The sequence below is a fragment of the Vibrio sp. 1557 genome (assembly GCF_033340175.1).
GTDB classification, from domain to species: Bacteria; Pseudomonadota; Gammaproteobacteria; order Enterobacterales; family Vibrionaceae; genus Vibrio; species Vibrio alginolyticus.
This window is the reverse complement of sequence record NZ_JAWOVZ010000002.1, coordinates 86,761-108,208: the sequence shown is the minus strand read 5'-3', so window position 1 is coordinate 108,208 and position 21,448 is coordinate 86,761. Positions and strand designations below refer to the sequence as shown.

Sequence of the window (21,448 nt, the reverse complement as noted above, 5' to 3'; positions counted from 1 at the left end):
TTTATGCAAAATGCGCAATGAAGAAATGCCTTTTATTAAGATAGTTTACTGTCATTAGTATTACTACTTAAATATGACCAAATATAAAAAAGGAGCCTTGCGGCTCCTTTTTTGCTTAAGCGAGTATATTATTCGCCTTTAGCAGCTTTGAAAGCGTCAGCCATTGCGTTACCGAATGCATTGTCATCTTGCTTGTTGATAGATGCCATTGCTTCTTGCTCGTCAGCTTCGTCTTTAGCTTTGATAGATAGGTTGATTACGCGGTTCTTACGGTCTACACCTGTGAACTTCGCTTCAACAACATCACCAGCGCTTAGGATTAGAGAAGCATCTTCTACGCGATCGCGTGATACTTCAGAAGCACGGATGTAACCTTCAACGCCTTCTGCGATTTCAACAGTAGCGCCTTTAGCGTCAACAGCAGTTACAGTAGCGTTAACTAGAACACCTTTCTTGTTGTCAGCAACGTAAGCATTGAATGGGTCATTTTCCATTTGCTTGATGCCTAGAGAGATGCGCTCACGCTCAGCGTCTACTGCTAGAACAACTGCAGAGATCTCGTCGCCTTTCTTGTACTCACGTACAGCTTCTTCGCCAGCAACATTCCAAGAAATGTCAGATAGGTGAACTAGACCATCGATGCCGCCTTCTAGACCGATGAAGATACCGAAGTCAGTGATAGACTTGATCTTACCAGTAACTTTGTCGCCTTTAGCTTGTGCTTCAGCGAATGACTGCCATGGGTTAGCTTTACACTGTTTCAGACCTAGAGAGATACGACGACGTTCTTCGTCGATTTCAAGAACCATAACCTCAACTTCGTCGCCAACATTAACAACTTTAGAAGGGTGGATGTTCTTGTTAGTCCAATCCATTTCTGAAACGTGAACTAGACCTTCAACGCCTTCTTCGATTTCAACGAAGCAGCCGTAGTCAGTTAGGTTAGTTACGCGACCAGTTAGTTTGTGACCTTCTGGGTAACGCTTAGCGATTGCTACCCATGGATCTTCGCCTAGTTGCTTAAGACCTAGTGATACGCGAGTACGCTCACGGTCGAACTTAAGAACTTTAACTTGGATCTCGTCACCAACGTTAACGATTTCAGATGGGTGCTTAACGCGCTTCCAAGCCATATCAGTGATATGTAGAAGACCGTCAACGCCACCTAGGTCAACGAACGCACCGTAGTCAGTAAGGTTCTTAACGATACCTTTAACTTCAGAACCTTCTTGTAGAGTTTCTAGAAGCTCGTCACGCTCAACGCTGTTCTCTGATTCGATAACTGCACGACGTGAAACAACTACGTTGTTACGTTTTTGGTCAAGTTTGATAACTTTGAACTCTAGCTCTTTGTTTTCTAGGTGAGCAGTGTCGCGTATTGGACGTACGTCTACTAGAGAGCCAGGAAGGAAAGCACGGATACCGTTTAGTTCAACAGTGAAACCGCCTTTAACTTTACCGTTGATGATACCAACAACAGTTTCAGCTTCTTCGTAAGCTTTCTCAAGTACGATCCAAGCTTCGTGACGCTTAGCTTTCTCACGAGAAAGTTGAGTTTCACCGAAACCATCTTCAACAGCGTCTAGAGCTACGTCTACTTCAGCGCCAACTTCAACTTCAAGTTCGCCAGCAGCGTTCTTGAACTGTTCAGCAGGGATAGCAGATTCAGACTTAAGACCAGCGTCAACAAGAACGAAACCGTTCTCGATAGCTACTACAGTACCTTTAACGATGCTGCCTTGTTGGAATTCTGTTTCGTTTAGAAACTCTTCAAAGAGTTGAGCAAAAGATTCAGTCATTTAATTAATCTTCAATAAATTAAACTTCCACGGGTATCCTACCGCATGGGGTTATTAAATTCGCCAGTCATCATCCTTGCGACCAACGCTCTTAGCCTAGTCGAGTATTATTACTCAGCTAGCTTCGATTCGATATATTGTAGTGCCTTTTCTACTACTTCGTCGATAGTCATCGACGTAGAATCTAGCACAAGCGCATCCTCAGCAGGGCGTAATGGCGCCACTGGGCGGTTACGATCTCGGTCGTCACGCTCTTGGATCTCGCTTAAAAGGTCAGCAAATCTAACATCTAACCCTTTCTCTTGCAACTGTTTAAGGCGTCGATTTGCACGCTCTTCAGCACTCGCATCAAGGAAGATTTTTGCTTGCGCACTCGGGAATACAATTGTGCCCATATCACGACCATCAGCAACCAGACCCGGAGCGGTCTCAAATGCACGCTGACGACGTAGTAATGCTTCACGAACACGTGGCAAAGCCGCAACTTTAGATGCTGCCATGCCTGTTTCTTCTTTGCGAAGCTCCCCTGACACGTCTTCGCCTTCTAGAATGACCTTAACTAAGTCACCTTCCGCGATAAATTGAACGTCTAGGTGGGTTGCTAGTGGGACAAGAGCATCTTCTGACTCGGTGTCGACACCGTGGTGAATCGCAGCGAGTGCAAGTACACGATAAATTGCGCCAGAATCTAAGAGTTGGAAACCCAACTTTTTCGCCAGCAACATACATAAAGTGCCTTTACCTGCACCACTAGGTCCATCTACGGTTACAACCGGAGTTTGAGAGGACATGTTCTTCTCCACCAATAGTTTCTTTTCAGCAATTTGCTCGGTTTTCGAGGCGCACATTATACGGGTAATCAGTCTTTGGAGCGAGGAAAAATGTCGTGTAAAGCATTACACCTAATGCGTAATTGGATTCATCAATAAACATAAAGTTCAACAAAAACGGCGAGAGCTTCTGCCCTCGCCGTTTTAAATGTCATGAACTTAAGCTCGATTAAACAATCGGTTTTTGACCACGCTCAGCTAACTTTAAGATCACACTGTCAGCAACTTTGCCCGCGACACCTGCTAGCTTGTCTGCCAGCTTTTTCTTCTGCACATAATGCACAGAAAGTACGGTTTTATCTTTGCATGCCGCAACAACGATATCATCAGATGTACTAATGTCATCCACCAAACCAAGCTCTTTCGCTTGTGTACCGAACCAGTGCTCACCAGTGGCTACTTTGTCTAGGTCCAAACTAGGACGACGCTCACGGATGAAGTCTTTAAACAAGACATGTGTTTCTTCAAGTTCTTGCTTAAACTTATCGCGCGCTTTATCGGTATTCTCACCGAACATCGTTAGCGTGCGTTTATATTCACCCGCTGTTAGTTGTTCGTACTCAATGTCATGTTTCTTCAACAGTTTGTTGAAGTTAGGAATTTGTGCGATAACGCCAATAGACCCCACAATTGCAAATGGTGCAGAAACAATCTTATCTGCTACACATGCCATCATGTAACCACCACTTGCCGCAACTTTGTCAACAGAGATGGTCAGAGGAAGACCCGCAGCTTTGATTCGGTCCAGTTGAGAAGAGGCAAGGCCGTAACCATGAACCATACCACCGCCAGACTCTAAGCGAAGTAACACTTCATCACCTTCACGTGCGACAGCCAAAATAGCGGTGATTTCTTCACGTAGAGACGCGACTTCTTTTGCGTCTATGCTACCGTTGAAATCAAGAACAAATAGGTGTGGTTCACGCTTGCTATCTAATGAACCGTCTTTGCTCGCTTGTTTGATTTCTTTCTCGCGAGATTTGTTCTTCTCTTTTTCTTCTTTCTTGACGGCTTTATCTCGAGCCTTGATGAAAGCATCGTCATGCAAATGATGCTCTAACTGCTCAACAGATTGTTTGTGTTGCTCTGAAAGGTTGGTAATCTCTAACTCCCCTTTCGCCGCACCCGATTTGCCACCAGCCGATTTTGCAATAATGAGCAGAACAATTATCGCAGCAACCACCGTGATAATTTTGGCCAGAAACAGACCATAATCTAATAAAAATTCCAACGAGAGCTCCTTTATCTCATTTCAGATGACGTTAGTATGTTACGCAGAAACATCAGCGAGAAGGCAGCGCGGTTTGTAACCACTTGTTCTGATTGATAGCATACCTAACGAAAGTTCTGGAATTGGTATAACACATGAATTGGTGTATTGTAACCATCTTGTCACGATTACCAAGATTTTCCATTGAGAAACAGGCGTTTTTTAGCGTCAATTAACTATCATGGACCCTCTTACAATAATAAGGATTTATCGCCGTGAACTACTCCGTTTCAGCTGATGCTCTAAAAGGTAAAGTCATTCTTGTTACTGGCGCTGGTAATGGCATCGGCCGTCAAGCCGCGCTTTCTTATGCCGAGCACGGTGCAACTGTTATTCTCTTGGGTAGAAATGTGCAAAACCTTGAATCTATCTATGATGAGATTGAAGCTGCTGGCTATCCACAAGCTGCTATCATTCCATTGGATCTCAAGGGTGCAACTCAGCAGAATTACATTGATATGGCAGAGACAATCGAAGGACAGTTTGGTCGCTTGGATGGTCTATTACACAACGCAGGTGTCTTGAGTTCGCTGTGTCCATTTGATCAAATCAAAGAGGAAGACTTCGACGATATCATGCAGATCAACGTGAAAGCCGAAGTGCTAATGACTCAAGCATTACTGCCTGTGATGCGTAAATCAGAAGCTGGGCGTATTATCTTTACCTCTTCAACTGTCGGCCACTCTGGCCGCGCATTCTGGGGGCCATACGCTATCTCTAAATTTGCCGTAGAAGGCATGATGCAAGTTTTAGCTGACGAGCTGAGTGATACACCGATCCGCGTTAACGCAATTAACCCTGGTGCCACTCGTACTCGCATGCGTGAAAAAGCATATCCGGGTGAAGATGCGAATACTCTCAAAACGCCACTGGATATCATGCCGCTATATTTGCACTTAATGGATCCTGCGGTTACCGATGTGAACGGTCAGTGCATCGACGCTCAACCGAAGCGTAAATAACTCATTCAGGTTACCTCACATAATCGATTGAAAAGGCAGCAAACGCTGCCTTTTTTCATTTCTCTCTTCATAAAAATCTTGCGACTTTCTCCCACAGAAATATACTGTACATATATACAGGTATTTATTATGCAAGATATTATTCAGAACTTAAAAAGCCAACACCTTGTTTGGCAAGCAAATTTAACGAAAGCAGATCCTCAGCAGTTGCAGACTAGTTCCGGTTTTTCTGAATTAGATGATTTGCTCGGCGGAGGCTTTCCACCTCATGGCGTAGTGGAGATGGAATCTATTGGTAGTATTGGTGAATTGCGTTTGCTCGCTCCCTATTTAAAAGCCACTCAGACCAATGGTATGACCGCATTTATTCAACCACCTGCGCTAGTGAATTCTCTGTTTTTACACTACATCGGGTTGGATATAAACCAAGTGTGGGTTGTTACTCCAACTCACCCCAAAGATGCTCTTTGGGCTGCAGAGCAATGTCTGAAAAGTGGGGTATGCAGTAATGTTTTGTTATGGCAAGAAGAGCTTGAAATACATCAAGTGAAACGCTTACAGGTAGCAAGTGAACAAGGGAGTTGCCCTCTCTTTATGCTTAAAACAGATTCTATCAACCGCTTGTCTTTGCCTGTGTCACTCAGTTTAAAACTGAAAGGCGACGAGCAAGGGATTAATGTTGAAGTGCTGAAAAGGAAAGGAGGCTGGAATAGAGGTAGCGTTAGTATCGGCTTCCAACACCATTACCCGCAACTGGTGAAACCATCATCTGAAACTGTGCACTCGACTGTGGTCAATTTCCCACTGGCGAACCAAGGTTAGTGATATGGCTCTGTGGATTTACTTGCACTTCCCTCGCCTGCAGCTAGACGCACTCTTTGGTGATAACCAAGAACAACCCGTGGTGATTGTCGAAAGCCAACGTTGCCAGATTCTTCAATACAACGAGATTGCCGAACAACAAGGCATTAAGCCTGGTATGGGCCTAGGCAGTGCTGCGTCCTTGTGTCGAGATTTACAAGTGCATCCTTATCATCCGCACACCGAATTGAGCAAGTTACAAGAAATTGCTCAATGGCTGTATTTGATCACATCTGACGTTGTGTTGATGCCAAACCAAGGTATTTTGCTGCGTGCTACTCCAATGCTCGCTCTGTATGAAGGGCTTGAAAACTATTGGAATAAAGTCAGAGCTCACTTATCGGAGCTGAAACTGAGTTTTCAATTCGGATGTGGTTTTTCGCCTTTTGCTGCCAAATTGATGGCAATATCAGGAGCGAACGTCATCAGTGAAGACAAATCTGCCATACAAAAAGCTTTATCACCACTACCGTTAAAACTGACAGATTTATCAAACGCTACCGTAGAGAAGTTACAACGTGTAGGCGTCACCACATTGCAAAACCTGCTTGAACTGCCATTGCAAGACATCGCACGACGCTTTGATATCGATTTGGTGAACTACGTTGGTCGACTGACTGGGCAGTTTAAACACCCTGTCGACTTTTATCACCCTACCGAATCCTTCCAAGTTTATTTAGAGCTCTTGTTTGAGATCGAAAACGTTCAGTGGATTAAAAAGCCGTTGACCAAATTACTTCGTCAACTCGAAACCTTTCTAAAATTAAGAGATAAGGTCGCTTTTGAACTGTGTTTAACACTCCACCAGCGTGAGAAACAAGAGCAACACCTTCAACTCACTTCTGCGCAAGGTGATTACCTATGTCAGCGTTGGCAACAGTTAGCGAGTTTAAGCTTAGAATCACTCTCGCTTAATGGCCCAGTCACAGGGCTAACGTTAAAAGTCATCCGTCAAGGTGAGCCTCTTAGTGCATCACGCGATCTCTTTGCTGGGCAGAAAGGAAACATGAATGCTTTAGAGCTGCTCTCTTTACTGCAAGCTAAATTGGGAAAAAGTGCCGTTTTAAAACCCAATATTGCTTGCGATCCTAGACCAGAAAAGGCCAGTCAGTATCGCCCTGCTGATGCTCCGGATGAAAAGGGGCACGCCATACCATCCATACTACGCCCAGCAATGCAATTACCGACTCCCATTGTATTGCAAGAGCAAGTTTCTTTGGTCCACGGACCTGAGCGAATAGTTTCTGGGTGGTGGGATGGTGATGAGATCATGCGTGATTACTACATTGCACACACCAAGCAAGGCCGCTGGTTATGGATATTTCGCGATCAGCACAAGCACTGGTTTCTTCATGGCTATTTTTGTTAAATCGACAGTTATTTTTGTTGGGTCATTATGAGTTACGCGGAACTATTTTGTCAGTCTAACTTCTCTTTTTTGACTGGGGCTTCTCATGCAGAAGAGCTGGTACTCCAAGCTGCTTTCTATCGCTATCAAGCTCTAGCTATAACGGATGAATGTTCAGTCGCGGGCGTTGTCAAAGCCCATGCAACCATCGAACAACATAAACTCGATATCAAACAAATCGTTGGAAGTATGTTTTGGTTAAATGATGAATGCCAAATCGTACTGCTTTGCCCTTGTCGCAAGGCTTATGCCGAGTTGTGTCGTATCATCACAAACGCAAGGAGACGCAGTGAAAAAGGCAACTATCAACTGTTCGAATGGGATTTGATGTCGGTTCGACATTGTTTGGTATTGTGGCTGCCCACACATCAAGAGAGTGATCACTATTGGGGGCGCTGGCTCAATCAACACCACGCTAATCGTTTGTGGGTAGCGATTCAGCGCCATTTGAGTAACAACGATACTGAGTACATTGCGCACTGCGAGCAGTTAGCACATGAATTTCAATTACCTATAACTGCCTGCGGAGGCGTTCTCATGCATGATGTTGAACGCTTGCCATTACAGCATGTACTTACTGCTATAAAACATGGGTGTAGCGTCGATAAACTCGGTTTTGACCGTATTTCGAATACTGAGCGAGCGCTTCGTCCTTTTAAAAAGTTGATTCGGATTTACAAACCAGAATGGCTGGAAGAAAGTACTTACATCGCCGATTTATGCGAGTTTAAGCTCTCCGATTTAAAATACGAATATCCTACCGAGCTGATCCCAGATGGTTATACACCCGACTCTTACTTACGTATGTTGGTCGAACGTGGTAAAAAGCTGCGTTTTCCTGAAGGCGTGCCAGCAGAAGTCAATCAAACCATCGAGAATGAACTGGCGCTTATTCAAGAGCTTAAATACCACTACTACTTCCTTACTATTCACGACATCGTAATGTTTGCGAAACAGCAAGGTATTCTTTACCAAGGGCGAGGTTCCGCTGCAAACTCTGTAGTGTGTTATTGCCTGGAAATTACCGCCGTCGATCCTCGACAAATCGCTGTCTTATTCGAACGATTTATCAGTAAAGAACGTAAGGAACCGCCGGATATTGATGTGGACTTTGAACACGAGCGCCGTGAAGAAGTTATCCAGTATATTTACAAAAAATATGGTCGTGAGCGTGCAGCACTTGCTGCAACAGTGATCAGCTATCGCTTTAAAAGTGCCGTGCGTGAAGTCGGTAAAGCACTAGGGATTGAAGAGACCCAATTAGATTTTTTCATTAAGAACGTTAATCGCCGAGATCGCAGCCAAGGCTGGCAAGCTCAAATTATTGAACTTGGCTTACAACCAGAATCTCTCAAAGGGCAGCAGTTTATCCAATTGGTCAACGAGATCATTGGCCTCCCACGCCATTTATCTCAGCACGTAGGTGGCTTTGTAATTTCATCTGGCCCTTTATATGAGTTGGTACCTGTTGAAAATGCCTCGATGGAAGATCGCACTATCATTCAATGGGATAAAGACGATTTAGAAAGCTTGAAGCTACTAAAAGTCGATGTACTCGCACTCGGCATGTTAAACGCCATCAAAAAGTGCTTTCAACTGGTCGAGAAACATCACCAGCGATCCCTCTCGATTTCCGAGATCACTCGCCGACAAGATGATCCACACGTGTACCGCATGATCCAAAAAGCTGACACGATAGGCGTATTCCAAATTGAATCTCGTGCACAAATGAGCATGCTTCCTCGCCTAAAGCCTGCTTGTTATTACGACTTAGTGATTCAAATTGCAATTGTTCGTCCAGGCCCTATTCAGGGTGATATGGTGCATCCTTTTTTAAAACGACGAGATCACAAAGAGCCTGTCAGTTATCCATCGGAAGAAGTAAAAAGCGTTCTGGAGCGGACTATGGGCGTCCCTATTTTCCAAGAGCAAGTCATCAAGCTAGCCATGGTAGCCGCAGGGTTTAGCGGCGGCGAGGCCGATCAACTCCGTCGAGCGATGGCATCATGGAAAAAGAATGGCGATCTCGCTAAATTCAGACCAAAACTGATCAATGGTATGCAAGAGAGAGGTTATGACTTAGCGTTTGCTGAGCGCATTTTCGATCAGATTTGCGGCTTTGGTGAGTACGGCTTCCCTGAAAGTCATTCAGCGTCTTTCGCAGTGCTGGCATATTGTTCTGCATGGTTAAAATATTATTACCCAGCCGAATTTTACACTGCATTATTGAACAGCCAACCAATGGGATTTTATAGCCCATCGCAATTAGTACAAGATGCTCGCCGACATGGCGTCGAAGTATTGCCGGTGTGCGTCAATCATTCAAAATATCAACATCATCTCGTCTCACGTCCGAATGGCAGGCTCGGCGTGCAACTTGGTTTTCGCTTGGTGAAAGGCTTTAACGCAGAAAGCGCACAAAGGCTTATTGAGCGCAAACCACTTAATGGTTACCGATCGATTCAAGAAGTAAAGCAGATATTAAGAAGCCGAAGTGACATTGAATTATTGGCTTCAGCCAATGCATTTCAGGCCTTATCGGGAAATCGTTATAACGCTCGCTGGGCAGCAATGGATTCCTTATCTGACCTACCATTGTTTCACAAGGTCGAAGAACCCAATGTTAGCTACCAGACTCAACCCTCTGAATATGAAAATTTAATTGAGGATTACGCAAGCACGGGACTATCTCTTAGCCGCCATCCAATTAAATTATTAGAAGAAACGGGCAAACTCCCTCACTTTACCCGCATGAGGCAACTGACAGAGAAACCGCATAAGTCACTGGTCACAGTGGTAGGTGTGGTAACAGGAAGACAATCTCCAGGCACCGCCGCTGGCGTGACATTTTTTACGTTAGAAGATGACACGGGCAACATTAATGTGGTCGTTTGGCAAGCTACAGCACGAGCCCAAAAGCAAGCGTATTTAGGCGCTAAAGTATTAATGGTGAAAGGCATTCTTGAAAGAGAGGGAGAAGTCACGCACGTCATTGCTGGTAAGTTGATTGATTGCACGCACTACTTGAACAATCTACAAAGTAAATCTCGGGATTTCCATTAGTACAGAGGAATTAAGGAGAGAGATGTTAAAAATCAGAGAGAGGTGCGCTCCCTCTGGTTTCACTAGATCTAATCATGCACTTTTAGAAAGCATCTGGCGTAACCGGTCTTGAGCAACTTCAACCAACAGATCTGGTTGGAATTTAGAGATAAAACGATCACAACCTACTTTTTGTACCATGGCTTCATTAAAACTACCGCTCAGAGAAGTGTTCAATGTGATAAACAACTTAGACATACGTGGATCTTGGCGCACTTCATGGGTCAGTTTATAACCGTCCATTTCAGGCATTTCAGCATCCGTAATCATCATCAATAGCTCTTTTTCTACATCTTTACCTTCATCACACCAACGTTTTAAAACCGTTAACGCTTCTAGCCCGTCACGACACTCGATGATATTCATACCTAATTGAGAAAGCGTATCGCGAACTTGATTACGAGCTGTAGAGGAATCATCCACAATCAGAACATTACGCCCGACCATTGCTTGGGCCAATTCTTGATCGAGAATGTCCTCCGAGATAGTCACGTCGTAATGCACGATCTCTGCTAAAACTTTTTCAACGTCAATAATTTCGACAATTTGAGAGGCATCCCCCTCTTTGATTTGCGTGATAGCCGTGAGGTAATTCGAGCGACCAGACGTGGAAGGAGGCGGCTGAATTTCAGTCCATGCCGTATTAATAATGTTTTTAACCGGACCGACTAAGAAGCCCTGCACCGTGCGGTTGTACTCTGTCACGATCAAATTTTCTTCTTCCGCTTCACCACGTAAAGCAGGAAAACCAATTGCGCCTCGTAAATCAATCACTGGTACCGCTTCACCTCGTAGAGAAGCAACCCCACGAATATTGTAGTGCGATCCTGGGAGCTTGGTTAACGGCGGAAGCTTGATGACCTCTTTCACTTTGAACACATTAATCGCAAATAATTGGCGACTATTTAAAGTGAACAGCAGAAGCTCTAGTCGATTTTCACCAACCAAGTTTGTACGCTGGTCAACCGTATTTAACACTCCGGACATACTACTACCTAAATTATGGATAATTCTTATTTTACTCGAAATCAGTACAGACACAGCAAGGTTATACAACCAAATAACCTTAAAATATTTGGCTTTTCGAGCACAGCTTTAAAGTACAACAGTTTTAGCGTATTACTTCTCTTTGCATCAGACGCAAAGTCACGCAGCACATTGAAAGCCATTTTGTTTATTTACTTGAGCTTTTTAGGAAATTACATGAATGGCGCAGATATAGCAATGCAACATAACTCAAATTCCCTTTCTAGTAATAGGCGATCAAAAAGGGTGAGCCGTTAAGTCTCACCCTAAATCACCTACAAATGCAGTCTCAACAGCCAGGCACATCATCATGTTAAAAAGTACTTAACCTTCCACAACCTTCATCAATAGTTGACCATCGTACAACGCTTGCTTAATCAACGCGGCACCAGGCATTGTGGCTTGCTTATAGAAACGAGACTCCACCAGCTCAAGATCTTGGTGATAAACAGGTAAACTCTGTTCTTCGATACAGCGACGAACCGCAGGATAAAGCACATCTTTTGCTTGGTTAATCACACCACCGATCAAGATTTTCTCAGGGTTAAATAAGTTGATCACAATAGCAATTGCAGAGCCTAAGTAGCGTCCAAGTTTTTCAATCACATCGACGGCCAAAGGATCACCGTTTGCAGCGGCTTCACAAATGCTCTCAATACTCATTTCCTCTTGTTTAGCAAGAATAGAGTCTTCGCCATCAGCGATTCGTCTTACGACTTCTTCACGAATTGCCTGAGAACTGGCAACGGTTTCCAAACAGCCTATATTGCCGCAATGACAACGTTTTCCATTTGGGTCAATTTGAATATGCCCGAGTTCACCAATGTTACCGTGACGGCCTTGCAAAACGCGCCCATCCAGAATGATGCCCGCACCTAAACCGTGGTGGATAGAGATAAGAACGGAGTTGTCATTATCTTGAGAATGACCAAAAAGCTTTTCTGCTAATGCCCAAGCTCGCGTGTCATTGGCAATGAAAACTGGCAAGCCCGTTGCTTTGTATATCTCTGGTCCAAGAGCAAGATTTTCGACATTGTAATGAGGCATCTGCAAAACGACACCTTGCTCTGAGTTCACGAGACCAGGCAGCGTAAGGGCAATACTGGTAACACGATCAAGTTGATCCGCGTAAGTCTGAAAGAATTCATCAATTTCGTAAAGCAGGCGCTCAAGCACATCGTCTTGATCAAGCTCGTGTATCTCGATTTTAGTATCGATTAGTACATCACCGCCTAACTCATGCAAAGCAATGGTTAAATAACCCCGCCCCAAACGCATTGACAAAAATTGCCAGCCTTCATTATTGACCTGCAAACCGACAGCAGGTCGACCACGACTCGTCGCTTCTTGTACTGTCGTTTCATGAATCAAGTGCGCTTCAATTAATTCTCGAGTGATTTTGGTGATACTAGCAGGAGCAAGCTCACTCTGCTTGGACAAATCAATTCGAGAAATAGGACCTTTTAGGTCAATTAGTTTATATACACGACCAGCATTGACCTGTTTGATATGATCAATATGGCCCGGTTGAGCCATGTACATCTTGCACTCCGAAATTCTATAACGGGACAATTTTTTTACTTTGCGAACTAATTGTGAAGTGAATTAATAAATCCCCGTGACAAGCATCACGTATAAACCTGTTTGTTTGTGTATTCAATCAAATAACGAAGAATCTACTCCTGTTAAATTGTTTGAAAAATAACTTATTTTTATTCACTAAATTATGAAGTAATGCCTTTAAAGCAGCGTATTTTTATCAATAAGGCCATTGCCTGTCGAATATCTGTCTGTTTTACCGGGGTTACTCTTAATGTAAACATTCTGTGCATATACTTATATTCAAGTAGCTTTAAGGTGTGGGCTAAGCGAGGCTAACCTTGAGAGCGATTGCGTAAAGTAAGGATAGAGTTCAAGTTACCTGTACACACACATTCATCGGAGAATCTATGACTTCCAAATTAAGACGAACAAAAATTGTCACTACGCTGGGTCCTTCAACGGATAAGGACAATATACTTGAGGAGATCATCAAAGCCGGTGCAAACGTTGTCCGTATGAATTTTTCACATGGAACCAGTGAAGACCACATTCAACGTGCGAACAAAGTCCGTACCATTGCAGCAAGACTTGGGCGTCAGGTTGCAATTCTTGGTGACTTACAAGGCCCTAAAATCCGTGTATCAACGTTTAAAGACGGCCAAGTCATTTTGAATGTGGGCGATAAATTCACATTAGATAGTGATTTACCAAAAGGTGAAGGCAATCAAGAATCTGTAGGGTTAGATTATAAAGAACTACCGCAAGATGTTTCACCAAATGACATTTTATTACTCGATGATGGACGCGTTCAGCTGCAAGTTACCAAAGTAGAGGGTAATAAAGTTCATACCCGTGTGATTGTCGGTGGTCCACTGTCCAACAATAAAGGGATCAACAAAAAAGGCGGCGGATTGTCAGCCGATGCGCTCACAGAGAAAGATAAAGCCGACATTCTTACCGCCGCAGCAATTCAAGTAGACTACCTTGCTATTTCATTCCCGCGTAACGGCGAAGACATGCATTACGCTCGACGCTTAGCCAGAGATGCAGGCCTTGAAGCCATGTTAGTGGCTAAAGTCGAACGAGCAGAAACCGTCGCGACCAATGAGTCTATTGACGACATTATTCTCGCATCCGATGTGGTGATGGTTGCACGTGGTGACCTTGGTGTAGAAATCGGTGACCCTGAGCTCATAGGTGTCCAGAAAAAACTGATTCGCCGCGCACGCAGTTTAAACCGTATCGTGATTACTGCGACACAAATGATGGAGTCCATGATTACTAGCCCAATGCCAACGCGTGCTGAAGTGATGGATGTGGCCAATGCGGTTCTAGACGGCACTGACGCGGTGATGCTTTCTGGAGAGACCGCTGCAGGTAAATATCCTGTAGAAACGGTCAAATCCATGGCCGAAGTATGTGTGGGGGCAGAAAAAATGTCGGAGGCAAGTCTATCAACCTATCGCTTAGATAGAACCTTCGAAACCGCTGAAGAAACCATCGCAATGGCAACCATGTACTCTGCGAATCACATGGAAGGAATTAAAGCGATGATCTCGTTAACTGAGTCCGGCAGGACTGCGTTGATGATGTCTCGCTTAAGCTCTGGCTTGCCAATATTTGCCTTATCACGGAATGAATCGACACTAAATCGAGCAGCATTATACCGAGGCGTGACACCTGTATATTTCGAGTCAAAAAGTGATGCGGGTTTACCAACGGCTCAAGCAGCGATTACTAGCCTTAAAGAGCAAGGGTTCTTGCACAAAGGTGATTTAGTCATTATTACTCAAGGCGATGTAATGGATGTTGTTGGCTCAACCAACTGCATGCGCATTCTACAAGCGTAGTCGTTATACCTAACCGGAGTTAACCACAAGAACCCGCAAATAAGGCTCCGAAAATGGAGCCTTATTTATATGCTTTGTATATTGCGCACATCGTGAACGTAAGAAGGTTTATGCACTCTCTCTACCATCAATTTCAACATCCAGCTGGTCATAGAGTTGAACTAGGTTAAACCCAGCTTGAAGCCCAAGTTGATAGTCATGCTCTAGTGACTCTTGGTCACTTAACAAAGAAGAAGAACGAAGTCCCTCTTTAGGCGCAACTTGTAAAATAAAAGTGTCGTCAGGTGGAGCAGATATAAAGGCCTGAGTGAGCTCAAATGTTTGATAATGAATCATCAGCATGTCGGCTAAACCTGAATCAAAATTCTCACCAATCAGATGACTTAAACGATACAAGTTATCGGCACCGAACAACCAACGGCCTCCATTTAACAGCATTTTCCCTGCAAGCTTCGATTGATGTGCTGCATTAATTTTTTGTTGGAAGAACGACGCCCAATCCAGCTTCCACTGATTCACTTTTTGCTGCCATGATTGCTGTACTGAGTTGATAGACTCCCGATACCATTCGACAGGCACATCCCCCACCTCACTTTGGGCTCTCGCTTCAATCTCTGAAAACGGCTCTGTGCGAATGACAATAATGTTGCGAGCATTCTGACGCCACGCTTCTTGAACAGGGATAGAGGCAGACACGCCGCCATCCACAAACTTATTGCCATTTACGTCGACAGGTCCGTGATATAACTTGGGAATCGCACATGTCGCTAGCATAGTGTTAAACCACGAGTCATCCAAGATTGGTAGATATTGATCTGATAGCGTCTCTATATTCGTTACCGCAGCAAACGCCCCTCGTTTTCCCAATGCACTGCGACCTAAATCAAGGTCAAGCTTGTATGGGAAATCTTGAATCCGTTCTAATGCCCACTCTAAACCTAAGTACTGCTGCTTTCGGATATAGCGAAACAGATTAAAAAATTCAGGAGACGTTGTCAGCTCGGTAATAAAAGCTTTGCCCATGCCATGTTGACGACACAAGTAAGAACATAAGTTAAGTGCTCCGGCAGAGGTGCCATAGAATTCATCGAAAGGATCGAAGTTGGAAAGTAAAAAGGCGTCTAAAACGCCAGCGGTAAAAATCCCTCTCTGCCCTCCACCTTGCGTGACTAAAGCAGTTTTACCATGCCTAAAGTGCTCATAAACTTTTACATCAAGCTCTGCATGGCTTTCTGTGATTATACCGCTGTTACGTATCATAGGCTCACGCCGTTTTGTTAAAACGTTTGGTAAAAGTGGTTATCTTAAGCTGTTGTAATAGCAATGATGCCAAATGACAAAAGCACTGCAAAAACAGTCACCACAATGATTAATGCGGATTTTAGATCGTGTTCCATAAACACCTCCTTAATATGTAACAAATTAATAACACCGGTGTGAAATATGTTCAAGATTTGCTTAATTTAGTCGCGCAATTTTGACTAACCCATCACAATTAGCTTAGTCATAATAAGGAGATAGGGCATGAACCAAAAACTCAGCTGGCTAGTAGGAATCATGATGATGAGTACTGCTATCAATGCACAAGCGAATATCATCGTTACACCATACATAGGCTATACAGGAGGCGGCCAAGTAGAGGATGAAAGTGGTAATACATACGATCTCGACCCCGCAGTGAATTACGCTCTTTCAGTCGAGACTCCCTTAGAAAAAGGAAGGATCGGATTGTTTTACTCCAATCAATCGACGGAACTTGAAAAGCTGTCCAACTCGGCAGATATCCATTATCTGCACTTCCAAAGCAGCATGTACTATCCTGTCGCAGAAAAATGGCAAACCTATATCGGTGTAGGTTTGGGCGCTTCTTACGCCGATGTGGATTGGGTAGACAAAAAATACGGATTTTCGGCTAGCGCTTTTGCAGGGCTGGAATATGAATTTTCAAAGAACTTTGCATTAACAGCCCAACTGAGATGGTTAGGAACGGTCGTTGATAACGATACATCTGGCGCCTGTACTCTACCTAATGACGGCTCAAACTGTATCATTAAGTTCGATACTGATTGGATGAACCAATTCCAATCAAATGTCGGTTTTAGTTTCCGCTTCTAATTTTTATGCATGTTCCTTTATAGGACTCGTCACAAAGAACGCTGAACGAGTCCTGCACAGAGCCGATAAAGGATATCGTCTAAACACCATTGTTTGGCAAAGTAACGAAGCATCATCTAGATAGGTGCACAAAAGATAGCCGTACGCCCTAATTAATCAAAATAGTCTTAAACACCAAAGCAATTATTAGATCCCAGTCATTTATTCCAGACAAACAACCACACACCCACATAAAACCACAATCAAACTCAAATTTAACAAGATTAAAACCAGACAACGCATCTGAATTAACATTTAGATTCTATTGCGCTAAGTATTATTAGAAGTTAGTCTGATCAGTGAAAACAGATAAATATTTCAGTTTTATCAAACACACATCAAAATTTTAAGATTAATAATCTACTTTCTCTTACAGTAGCCAGAATATAGCTCTATAAAATTATAAGAAGTTAGAATTAAGGATAGAAAAGCTGATGGATAACAGCGGTCCTTTCTTCCAACTATTTGCGCAATTATTACTGTGTTACGTAGAGAGCTTCATTCCTCAGGGAGTCTTATAGGAGTCAAATATGAAGCGAGAACAATGGGGATCCCGGGCGGGATTCATCTTAGCAGCAGTTGGGTCTGCTATCGGTTTGGGAAACATTTGGCGTTTCCCATACATGGCCTATGAAAACGGTGGCGGCGCATTTTTTATTCCTTACATTTTTGCCATGATCACTGCCGGTATTCCATTTATGATCCTTGAGTTCAGTATGGGACAAAAATACCGAGGCTCGGCACCAAAAACACTTGCGAAAATTCATTCTAAATTTGAATGGCTTGGCTGGTTCCAAGTTGGTGTGGCTGCAGTTATTGCCGTTTACTATGTGGCTGTTATCGGTTGGTCGATTTCTTACTTTGGGTTGTCGTTCACTCAAGGTTGGGGAACCGATACCAACGCATTTTTCTTTAGTGAATACCTAAAGCTAGGTGACAACTCACCAACAGACTTAGGCAGTATTCAATGGAAGATTGCTTTATCCATGGTAATTGCTTGGGCAATTACTTACACCGCCATTGCCAAAGGCGTGAAATCAGGAATTGAACGAGCATCTAAAATTATGATGCCAATCCTATTCTTGATGGTGATTTTCTTAATCGGACGTATGATTTTCTTGCCAGGAGCTCTAGATGGCGTGAACTACATGTTCGAACCCGATTTCAGCAAAATTTGGGATGTGAAAGTATGGGCAGCGGCATATGGTCAGATCTTCTTTACGCTAAGTATCGGCTTCGCCATCATGCTAGCTTACTCTAGCTACCTACCAGAAAAGTCAGACATAACGAATAACGCGTTTATGACCGTGTTGATCAACTGTGGCTTCTCGATCCTAGCCGGCATCATGATCTTCTCAGTATTGGGTTACATGGCTCAAGAGCAAGGTAAGCCGTTAACAGAGGTGGTATCTGCAGGCGTTGGCTTGGCTTTTGTTACTTTACCTGCGGCAATTAACCTACTACCTGCCCCATATATTCTTGGTCCACTGTTCTTCTTTGCACTGGTGGTTGCTGGTCTAAGTTCGCATATTTCAATTATGGAAGCCGTAACTTCAGCCATTATCGACAAGCTGAAGTGGAGCCGTAAAAAAGCTGCAAATGTTGTGATTGGTATTGGCTTCGTTGTCTCTATGGCGTTTGCTACCAATGGCGGTCTGCTGCTACTCGACCTAGTAGACCACTTTGCAAACAACGTTGGCATCATGGTTGGTGGTCTGGTTGAGATTGTCTTGATGGCGTGGCTATTGAAGCGCGTGCCAGAAGTACGTAATTACGTTAACGAGCGCTCTGATTTCTCTGTTGGTCAATGGTTCGAGATCTGCTTACGCTTCGTTACACCAATCATGCTCGCCATTATCTTAGCGACCAAGCTATACGCCCTAATTACTGAAGGCTACGGTGGCTATGATCTAACTTTAGGCTGGGCACTTATCGCCGCACTCTTTATCTTTGGTCTAGTGATCAACGCAGTGAACCGCAAGGAGACAGCAAAATGACAATCAGCGCAATTATTATGATGGTTATTGGTTTAGGTATCACTTGGGGCGGCGCTGCCGTTTGCATTAAGCGAGCCATGAATAAACAATAGAACGTTAAGTTCCATACAAAAAAACGCCGGTAGTTACCGGCGTTTTTTTATACATACATTAGTTCAATTCTAGAAACTGTACTTGATGCCAACGGCGCCGCCAAGTTGCAAGTCAGCACCTTTGTAAAGATCTAGCTCTGGGTGTATTTGGCCATAAAGGTCCCAGCCGCGTGATAAATCCCAGTTCACACCAAGTGGTACTCTCACACCAAACTCGTCATCCCATTCATACCAGCCACCAACGCCGACATACCAAGTCACAGGCATGTTTTGATCGAATGTTCCACGCTTAGCGATGTAATCAAACGCCATACCATCGTTTCCGATAATGCCACGATATTTGTTATCTAACTCTACAACAACACTTAATTGTTGATCGACAGCCATACCAACTGATAGATCCGTTGGTTCGCTTGCCGCCATTGCCGTACTAGAAACTAGTCCCAAAACTAAAATGAATTTGTTCTTCATACACGTTATCAATTATTCAAAAAAACATTATTCGCTATTCAAACATAATGGCATATCAATATGTCAACGATGGGTAAGCTCGATGTATGAAAAAGCTGACAAAAGTAAAGATGAGTTTAGGATCACACTAAAAAAGGAACTGTCAGTTAATAAAATAGGAACTAAAAAAGGAGGCCGAAGCCTCCTTTTATGCATTACTATGAATGACTGCGATTAACCGTGGTTACGAATCCACTCATCCATTTCAGTTTTTAGGTTATCAGACTTAGTACCGAAGATAGCCTGTACACCACCAGCTACAACTACAACACCAGCAGCGCCTAGTTGTTTTAGCTTGTCTTGGTCAACAGCTGCTGTATCTGCAACTGCTACACGTAGACGTGTGATACATGCATCTAGACCAGTAATGTTAGCTTTACCGCCAAACGCTGCAACCAGTTCACCGCCCATATCAGAGCCAGAAGTTACAGCTGCACTTTCCGTTTCATCTTCACGGCCAGGTGTTTTTAGGTCAAGCGCTGTGATTACACCACGGAACACTACGTAGTAAATTACTGCGTAAACTAGACCGACGGCAATCATTAGCACCATCTTCTGAGCGTTACCAGATAGGACTAGGAAGTCGATCAGACCGTGAGAGAAAGAAGTACCGTGTACAAAGCCTAGAGTGTTCGAAACGATGTATGCAGAACCAGCTAGTAGAGCGTGGATACCGTATAGTAGCGGAGCAACGAATAGGAATGAGAATTCGATTGGCTCAGTAATACCAGTTAGGAATGAAGTCAGTGCAGCTGACGCCATGATACCCATTACTTTTGCACGGTTTTCTGGTTTAGCACAATGAGCAATTGCGATTGCTGCAGCTGGTAGACCGAACATCTTGAACATGTAACCACCCGCTAGCTGACCGAAGCCATTACCAGCAGCACGAGATGCTTCATCAGCAACTAGGTAACAAGTTAGTACACCATTTTGAGCTTCACCGGCAGCGTTAACACAAGAACCTGCTTCGAAGAAGAACGGTACGTTCCATACGTGGTGTAGACCGAATGGGATTAGAGAACGCTCAACAACACCGTAGATACCGAATGCTAGCTGTGGGTTTTGGTGTGCAGCCCAATCAGAGAATGCAGAAATTGCACCGCCAATTGGTGGCCAGATAACAGAAAGGATAACACCTAGGATGATCGCAGCAAAACCAGTGATGATTGGCACTGCGCGCTTACCAGCGAAGAAGCCAAGGTACTCTGGAAGTTGGATTTTGAAGAAACGGTTGAATGCCCAAGCAGCCACACCACCGACAAGGATACCACCTAGTACACCTGTATCGATTTTCTCAACACCCATAACGCCCGCCATTACACCTAGCGTTGCCGTCATGATGCCGTAACCAACGATAGCTGCAAGACCTGCAACACCGTCGTTGTTAGTGAAGCCTAGAGCTACACCTACTGCAAATAGAAGTGCCATTTGGCCGAATACTGAACCACCAGCTTGTTCCATAAGATTAGAAACGATCTCTGGAATAAAGCTTAGATGGGCAGCACCCACACCTAATAAAATACCTGCAACTGGTAAAACTGATACTGGAAGCATCAGAGCCTTACCAACTTTTTGCAGGTTAGCAAAAAGGTTCTTAAACATGTTTATGCTCCTGATAAATTTATAAGTATTATTTGGGCACTAACGGCACACCCCCGTAGCCTAAAGGTTAGCACCCAATGAAAATGTAACCACAACTGCATTATATTTTCCGGCTCTAAATATATATTGATGACCCTCAAACTTTCCACACAGTTACGAAATTTAGTTTCAAAACAAGTCTTGGATCACACCCAAAAACAGCCGATGAAAAGGTTTGCATTGCACTTATATTACTGTTTTATAAAGAATTAATTATTTATATAATTAATTTTAAGGCGTAAATAAAATACGCCTCAATGTTATTTTTAGTAACAAAATTACATTTGTGATTTTTGAATGTTATTAAATCAACATTTTTAGTAAACATTAAACTCGTGAGCGTATCTGTTGTTTTTATCAACAAAAAAGGAGCCTAAGCTCCTTTTTTATGCTCTTATTAT

At 43.6% G+C, this 21,448-nt stretch carries 17 protein-coding genes; 8 read left to right on the top strand and 9 right to left on the bottom strand.

Annotated elements, in window-relative coordinates; genetic code table 11:
- Positions 1 to 128: 128 nt before the first annotated feature.
- The 3 genes from rpsA to sohB all read right to left on the bottom strand — a co-directional run bounded on the left by rpsA (position 129) and on the right by sohB (position 3,860).
- The gene (gene rpsA, locus R7070_RS03735) at positions 129 to 1,799 is read right to left on the bottom strand and encodes a 30S ribosomal protein S1 (RefSeq protein WP_005385817.1); all 1,671 of its coding nucleotides are present in this window, start codon (positions 1,797 to 1,799) and stop codon (positions 129 to 131) included.
- A gap of 110 nt (positions 1,800 to 1,909) precedes the next feature.
- A complete protein-coding gene (gene cmk, locus R7070_RS03730) occupies positions 1,910 to 2,590 on the bottom strand; it encodes a (d)CMP kinase (protein WP_021033981.1) in 681 nt (226 codons plus the stop codon).
- Between the two features lie 208 nt (positions 2,591 to 2,798).
- Positions 2,799 to 3,860 carry a protease SohB gene (gene sohB / locus R7070_RS03725; RefSeq protein ID WP_005385819.1) on the bottom strand — a complete coding sequence of 354 codons (1,062 nt, stop codon included), beginning with the start codon at positions 3,858 to 3,860 and terminating at the stop codon, positions 2,799 to 2,801.
- A gap of 254 nt (positions 3,861 to 4,114) precedes the next feature.
- Between sohB and R7070_RS03720 the strand changes: the two genes are divergently transcribed.
- From R7070_RS03720 to R7070_RS03705, 4 genes are all read left to right on the top strand, one after another.
- Positions 4,115 to 4,861, top strand: coding sequence for a YciK family oxidoreductase (locus tag R7070_RS03720; protein WP_005372980.1), 747 nt, complete (start codon positions 4,115 to 4,117; stop codon positions 4,859 to 4,861).
- Between the two features lie 129 nt (positions 4,862 to 4,990).
- A complete protein-coding gene (gene imuA / locus R7070_RS03715; RefSeq protein ID WP_318141095.1) occupies positions 4,991 to 5,683 on the top strand; it encodes a translesion DNA synthesis-associated protein ImuA in 693 nt (230 codons plus the stop codon).
- Positions 5,684 to 5,687: 4 nt separating this feature from the next.
- Positions 5,688 to 7,091 (top strand): Y-family DNA polymerase, encoded by a 1,404-nt coding sequence (locus R7070_RS03710; RefSeq protein WP_033905737.1) that lies wholly within the window; start codon positions 5,688 to 5,690, stop codon positions 7,089 to 7,091.
- Between the two features lie 27 nt (positions 7,092 to 7,118).
- A complete protein-coding gene (locus R7070_RS03705) occupies positions 7,119 to 10,193 on the top strand; it encodes an error-prone DNA polymerase (protein WP_256900114.1) in 3,075 nt (1,024 codons plus the stop codon).
- Between the two features lie 72 nt (positions 10,194 to 10,265).
- On the opposite strand, the gene R7070_RS03700 is transcribed toward R7070_RS03705, so the two are convergent.
- Both R7070_RS03700 and R7070_RS03695 read right to left on the bottom strand, forming a co-directional pair.
- The gene (locus R7070_RS03700; protein ID WP_005372976.1) at positions 10,266 to 11,219 is read right to left on the bottom strand and encodes a chemotaxis protein CheV; all 954 of its coding nucleotides are present in this window, start codon (positions 11,217 to 11,219) and stop codon (positions 10,266 to 10,268) included.
- 363 nt (positions 11,220 to 11,582) lie between these two features.
- A complete protein-coding gene (locus R7070_RS03695; RefSeq protein ID WP_005385828.1) occupies positions 11,583 to 12,800 on the bottom strand; it encodes an ROK family protein in 1,218 nt (405 codons plus the stop codon).
- 407 nt (positions 12,801 to 13,207) lie between these two features.
- On the opposite strand from R7070_RS03695, the gene pyk reads away from it, so the two are divergent.
- Positions 13,208 to 14,650 (top strand): pyruvate kinase, encoded by a 1,443-nt coding sequence (gene pyk, locus R7070_RS03690; protein ID WP_005372972.1) that lies wholly within the window; start codon positions 13,208 to 13,210, stop codon positions 14,648 to 14,650.
- Positions 14,651 to 14,758: 108 nt separating this feature from the next.
- Here pyk and R7070_RS03685 read toward each other — a convergent pair whose 3' ends face one another.
- Positions 14,759 to 15,910 carry a patatin family protein gene (locus R7070_RS03685; RefSeq protein WP_005372971.1) on the bottom strand — a complete coding sequence of 384 codons (1,152 nt, stop codon included), beginning with the start codon at positions 15,908 to 15,910 and terminating at the stop codon, positions 14,759 to 14,761.
- Between the two features lie 44 nt (positions 15,911 to 15,954).
- Positions 15,955 to 16,047, bottom strand: coding sequence for a YnhF family membrane protein (locus tag R7070_RS03680; RefSeq protein ID WP_005372970.1), 93 nt, complete (start codon positions 16,045 to 16,047; stop codon positions 15,955 to 15,957).
- A 127-nt stretch (positions 16,048 to 16,174) separates the two neighbouring features.
- Between R7070_RS03680 and R7070_RS03675 the strand changes: the two genes are divergently transcribed.
- The 3 genes from R7070_RS03675 (at position 16,175) to R7070_RS03665 (ending at position 18,893) form a co-directional block, all read left to right on the top strand.
- A complete protein-coding gene (locus R7070_RS03675) occupies positions 16,175 to 16,765 on the top strand; it encodes an outer membrane protein (RefSeq protein ID WP_005372968.1) in 591 nt (196 codons plus the stop codon).
- 569 nt (positions 16,766 to 17,334) lie between these two features.
- Positions 17,335 to 18,801: a sodium-dependent transporter gene (locus R7070_RS03670; protein ID WP_005372966.1), complete on the top strand. Its 1,467-nt coding sequence runs from the start codon at positions 17,335 to 17,337 to the stop codon at positions 18,799 to 18,801.
- Positions 18,798 to 18,893 carry a MetS family NSS transporter small subunit gene (locus R7070_RS03665; RefSeq protein WP_017633863.1) on the top strand — a complete coding sequence of 32 codons (96 nt, stop codon included), beginning with the start codon at positions 18,798 to 18,800 and terminating at the stop codon, positions 18,891 to 18,893. The genes R7070_RS03670 and R7070_RS03665 overlap by 4 nt, the downstream gene beginning before the upstream one ends.
- Positions 18,894 to 18,962: 69 nt before the next feature.
- Here R7070_RS03665 and R7070_RS03660 read toward each other — a convergent pair whose 3' ends face one another.
- Together R7070_RS03660 and ptsG are read right to left on the bottom strand one after the other, a co-directional pair.
- A complete protein-coding gene (locus R7070_RS03660; protein ID WP_005372960.1) occupies positions 18,963 to 19,364 on the bottom strand; it encodes a hypothetical protein in 402 nt (133 codons plus the stop codon).
- Positions 19,365 to 19,577: 213 nt separating this feature from the next.
- Complete coding sequence (ptsG, locus tag R7070_RS03655) at positions 19,578 to 21,008, bottom strand: PTS glucose transporter subunit IIBC (protein ID WP_005372959.1); 1,431 nt, start codon at positions 21,006 to 21,008, stop codon at positions 19,578 to 19,580.
- Between the last annotated feature and the right edge of the window lie 440 nt (positions 21,009 to 21,448).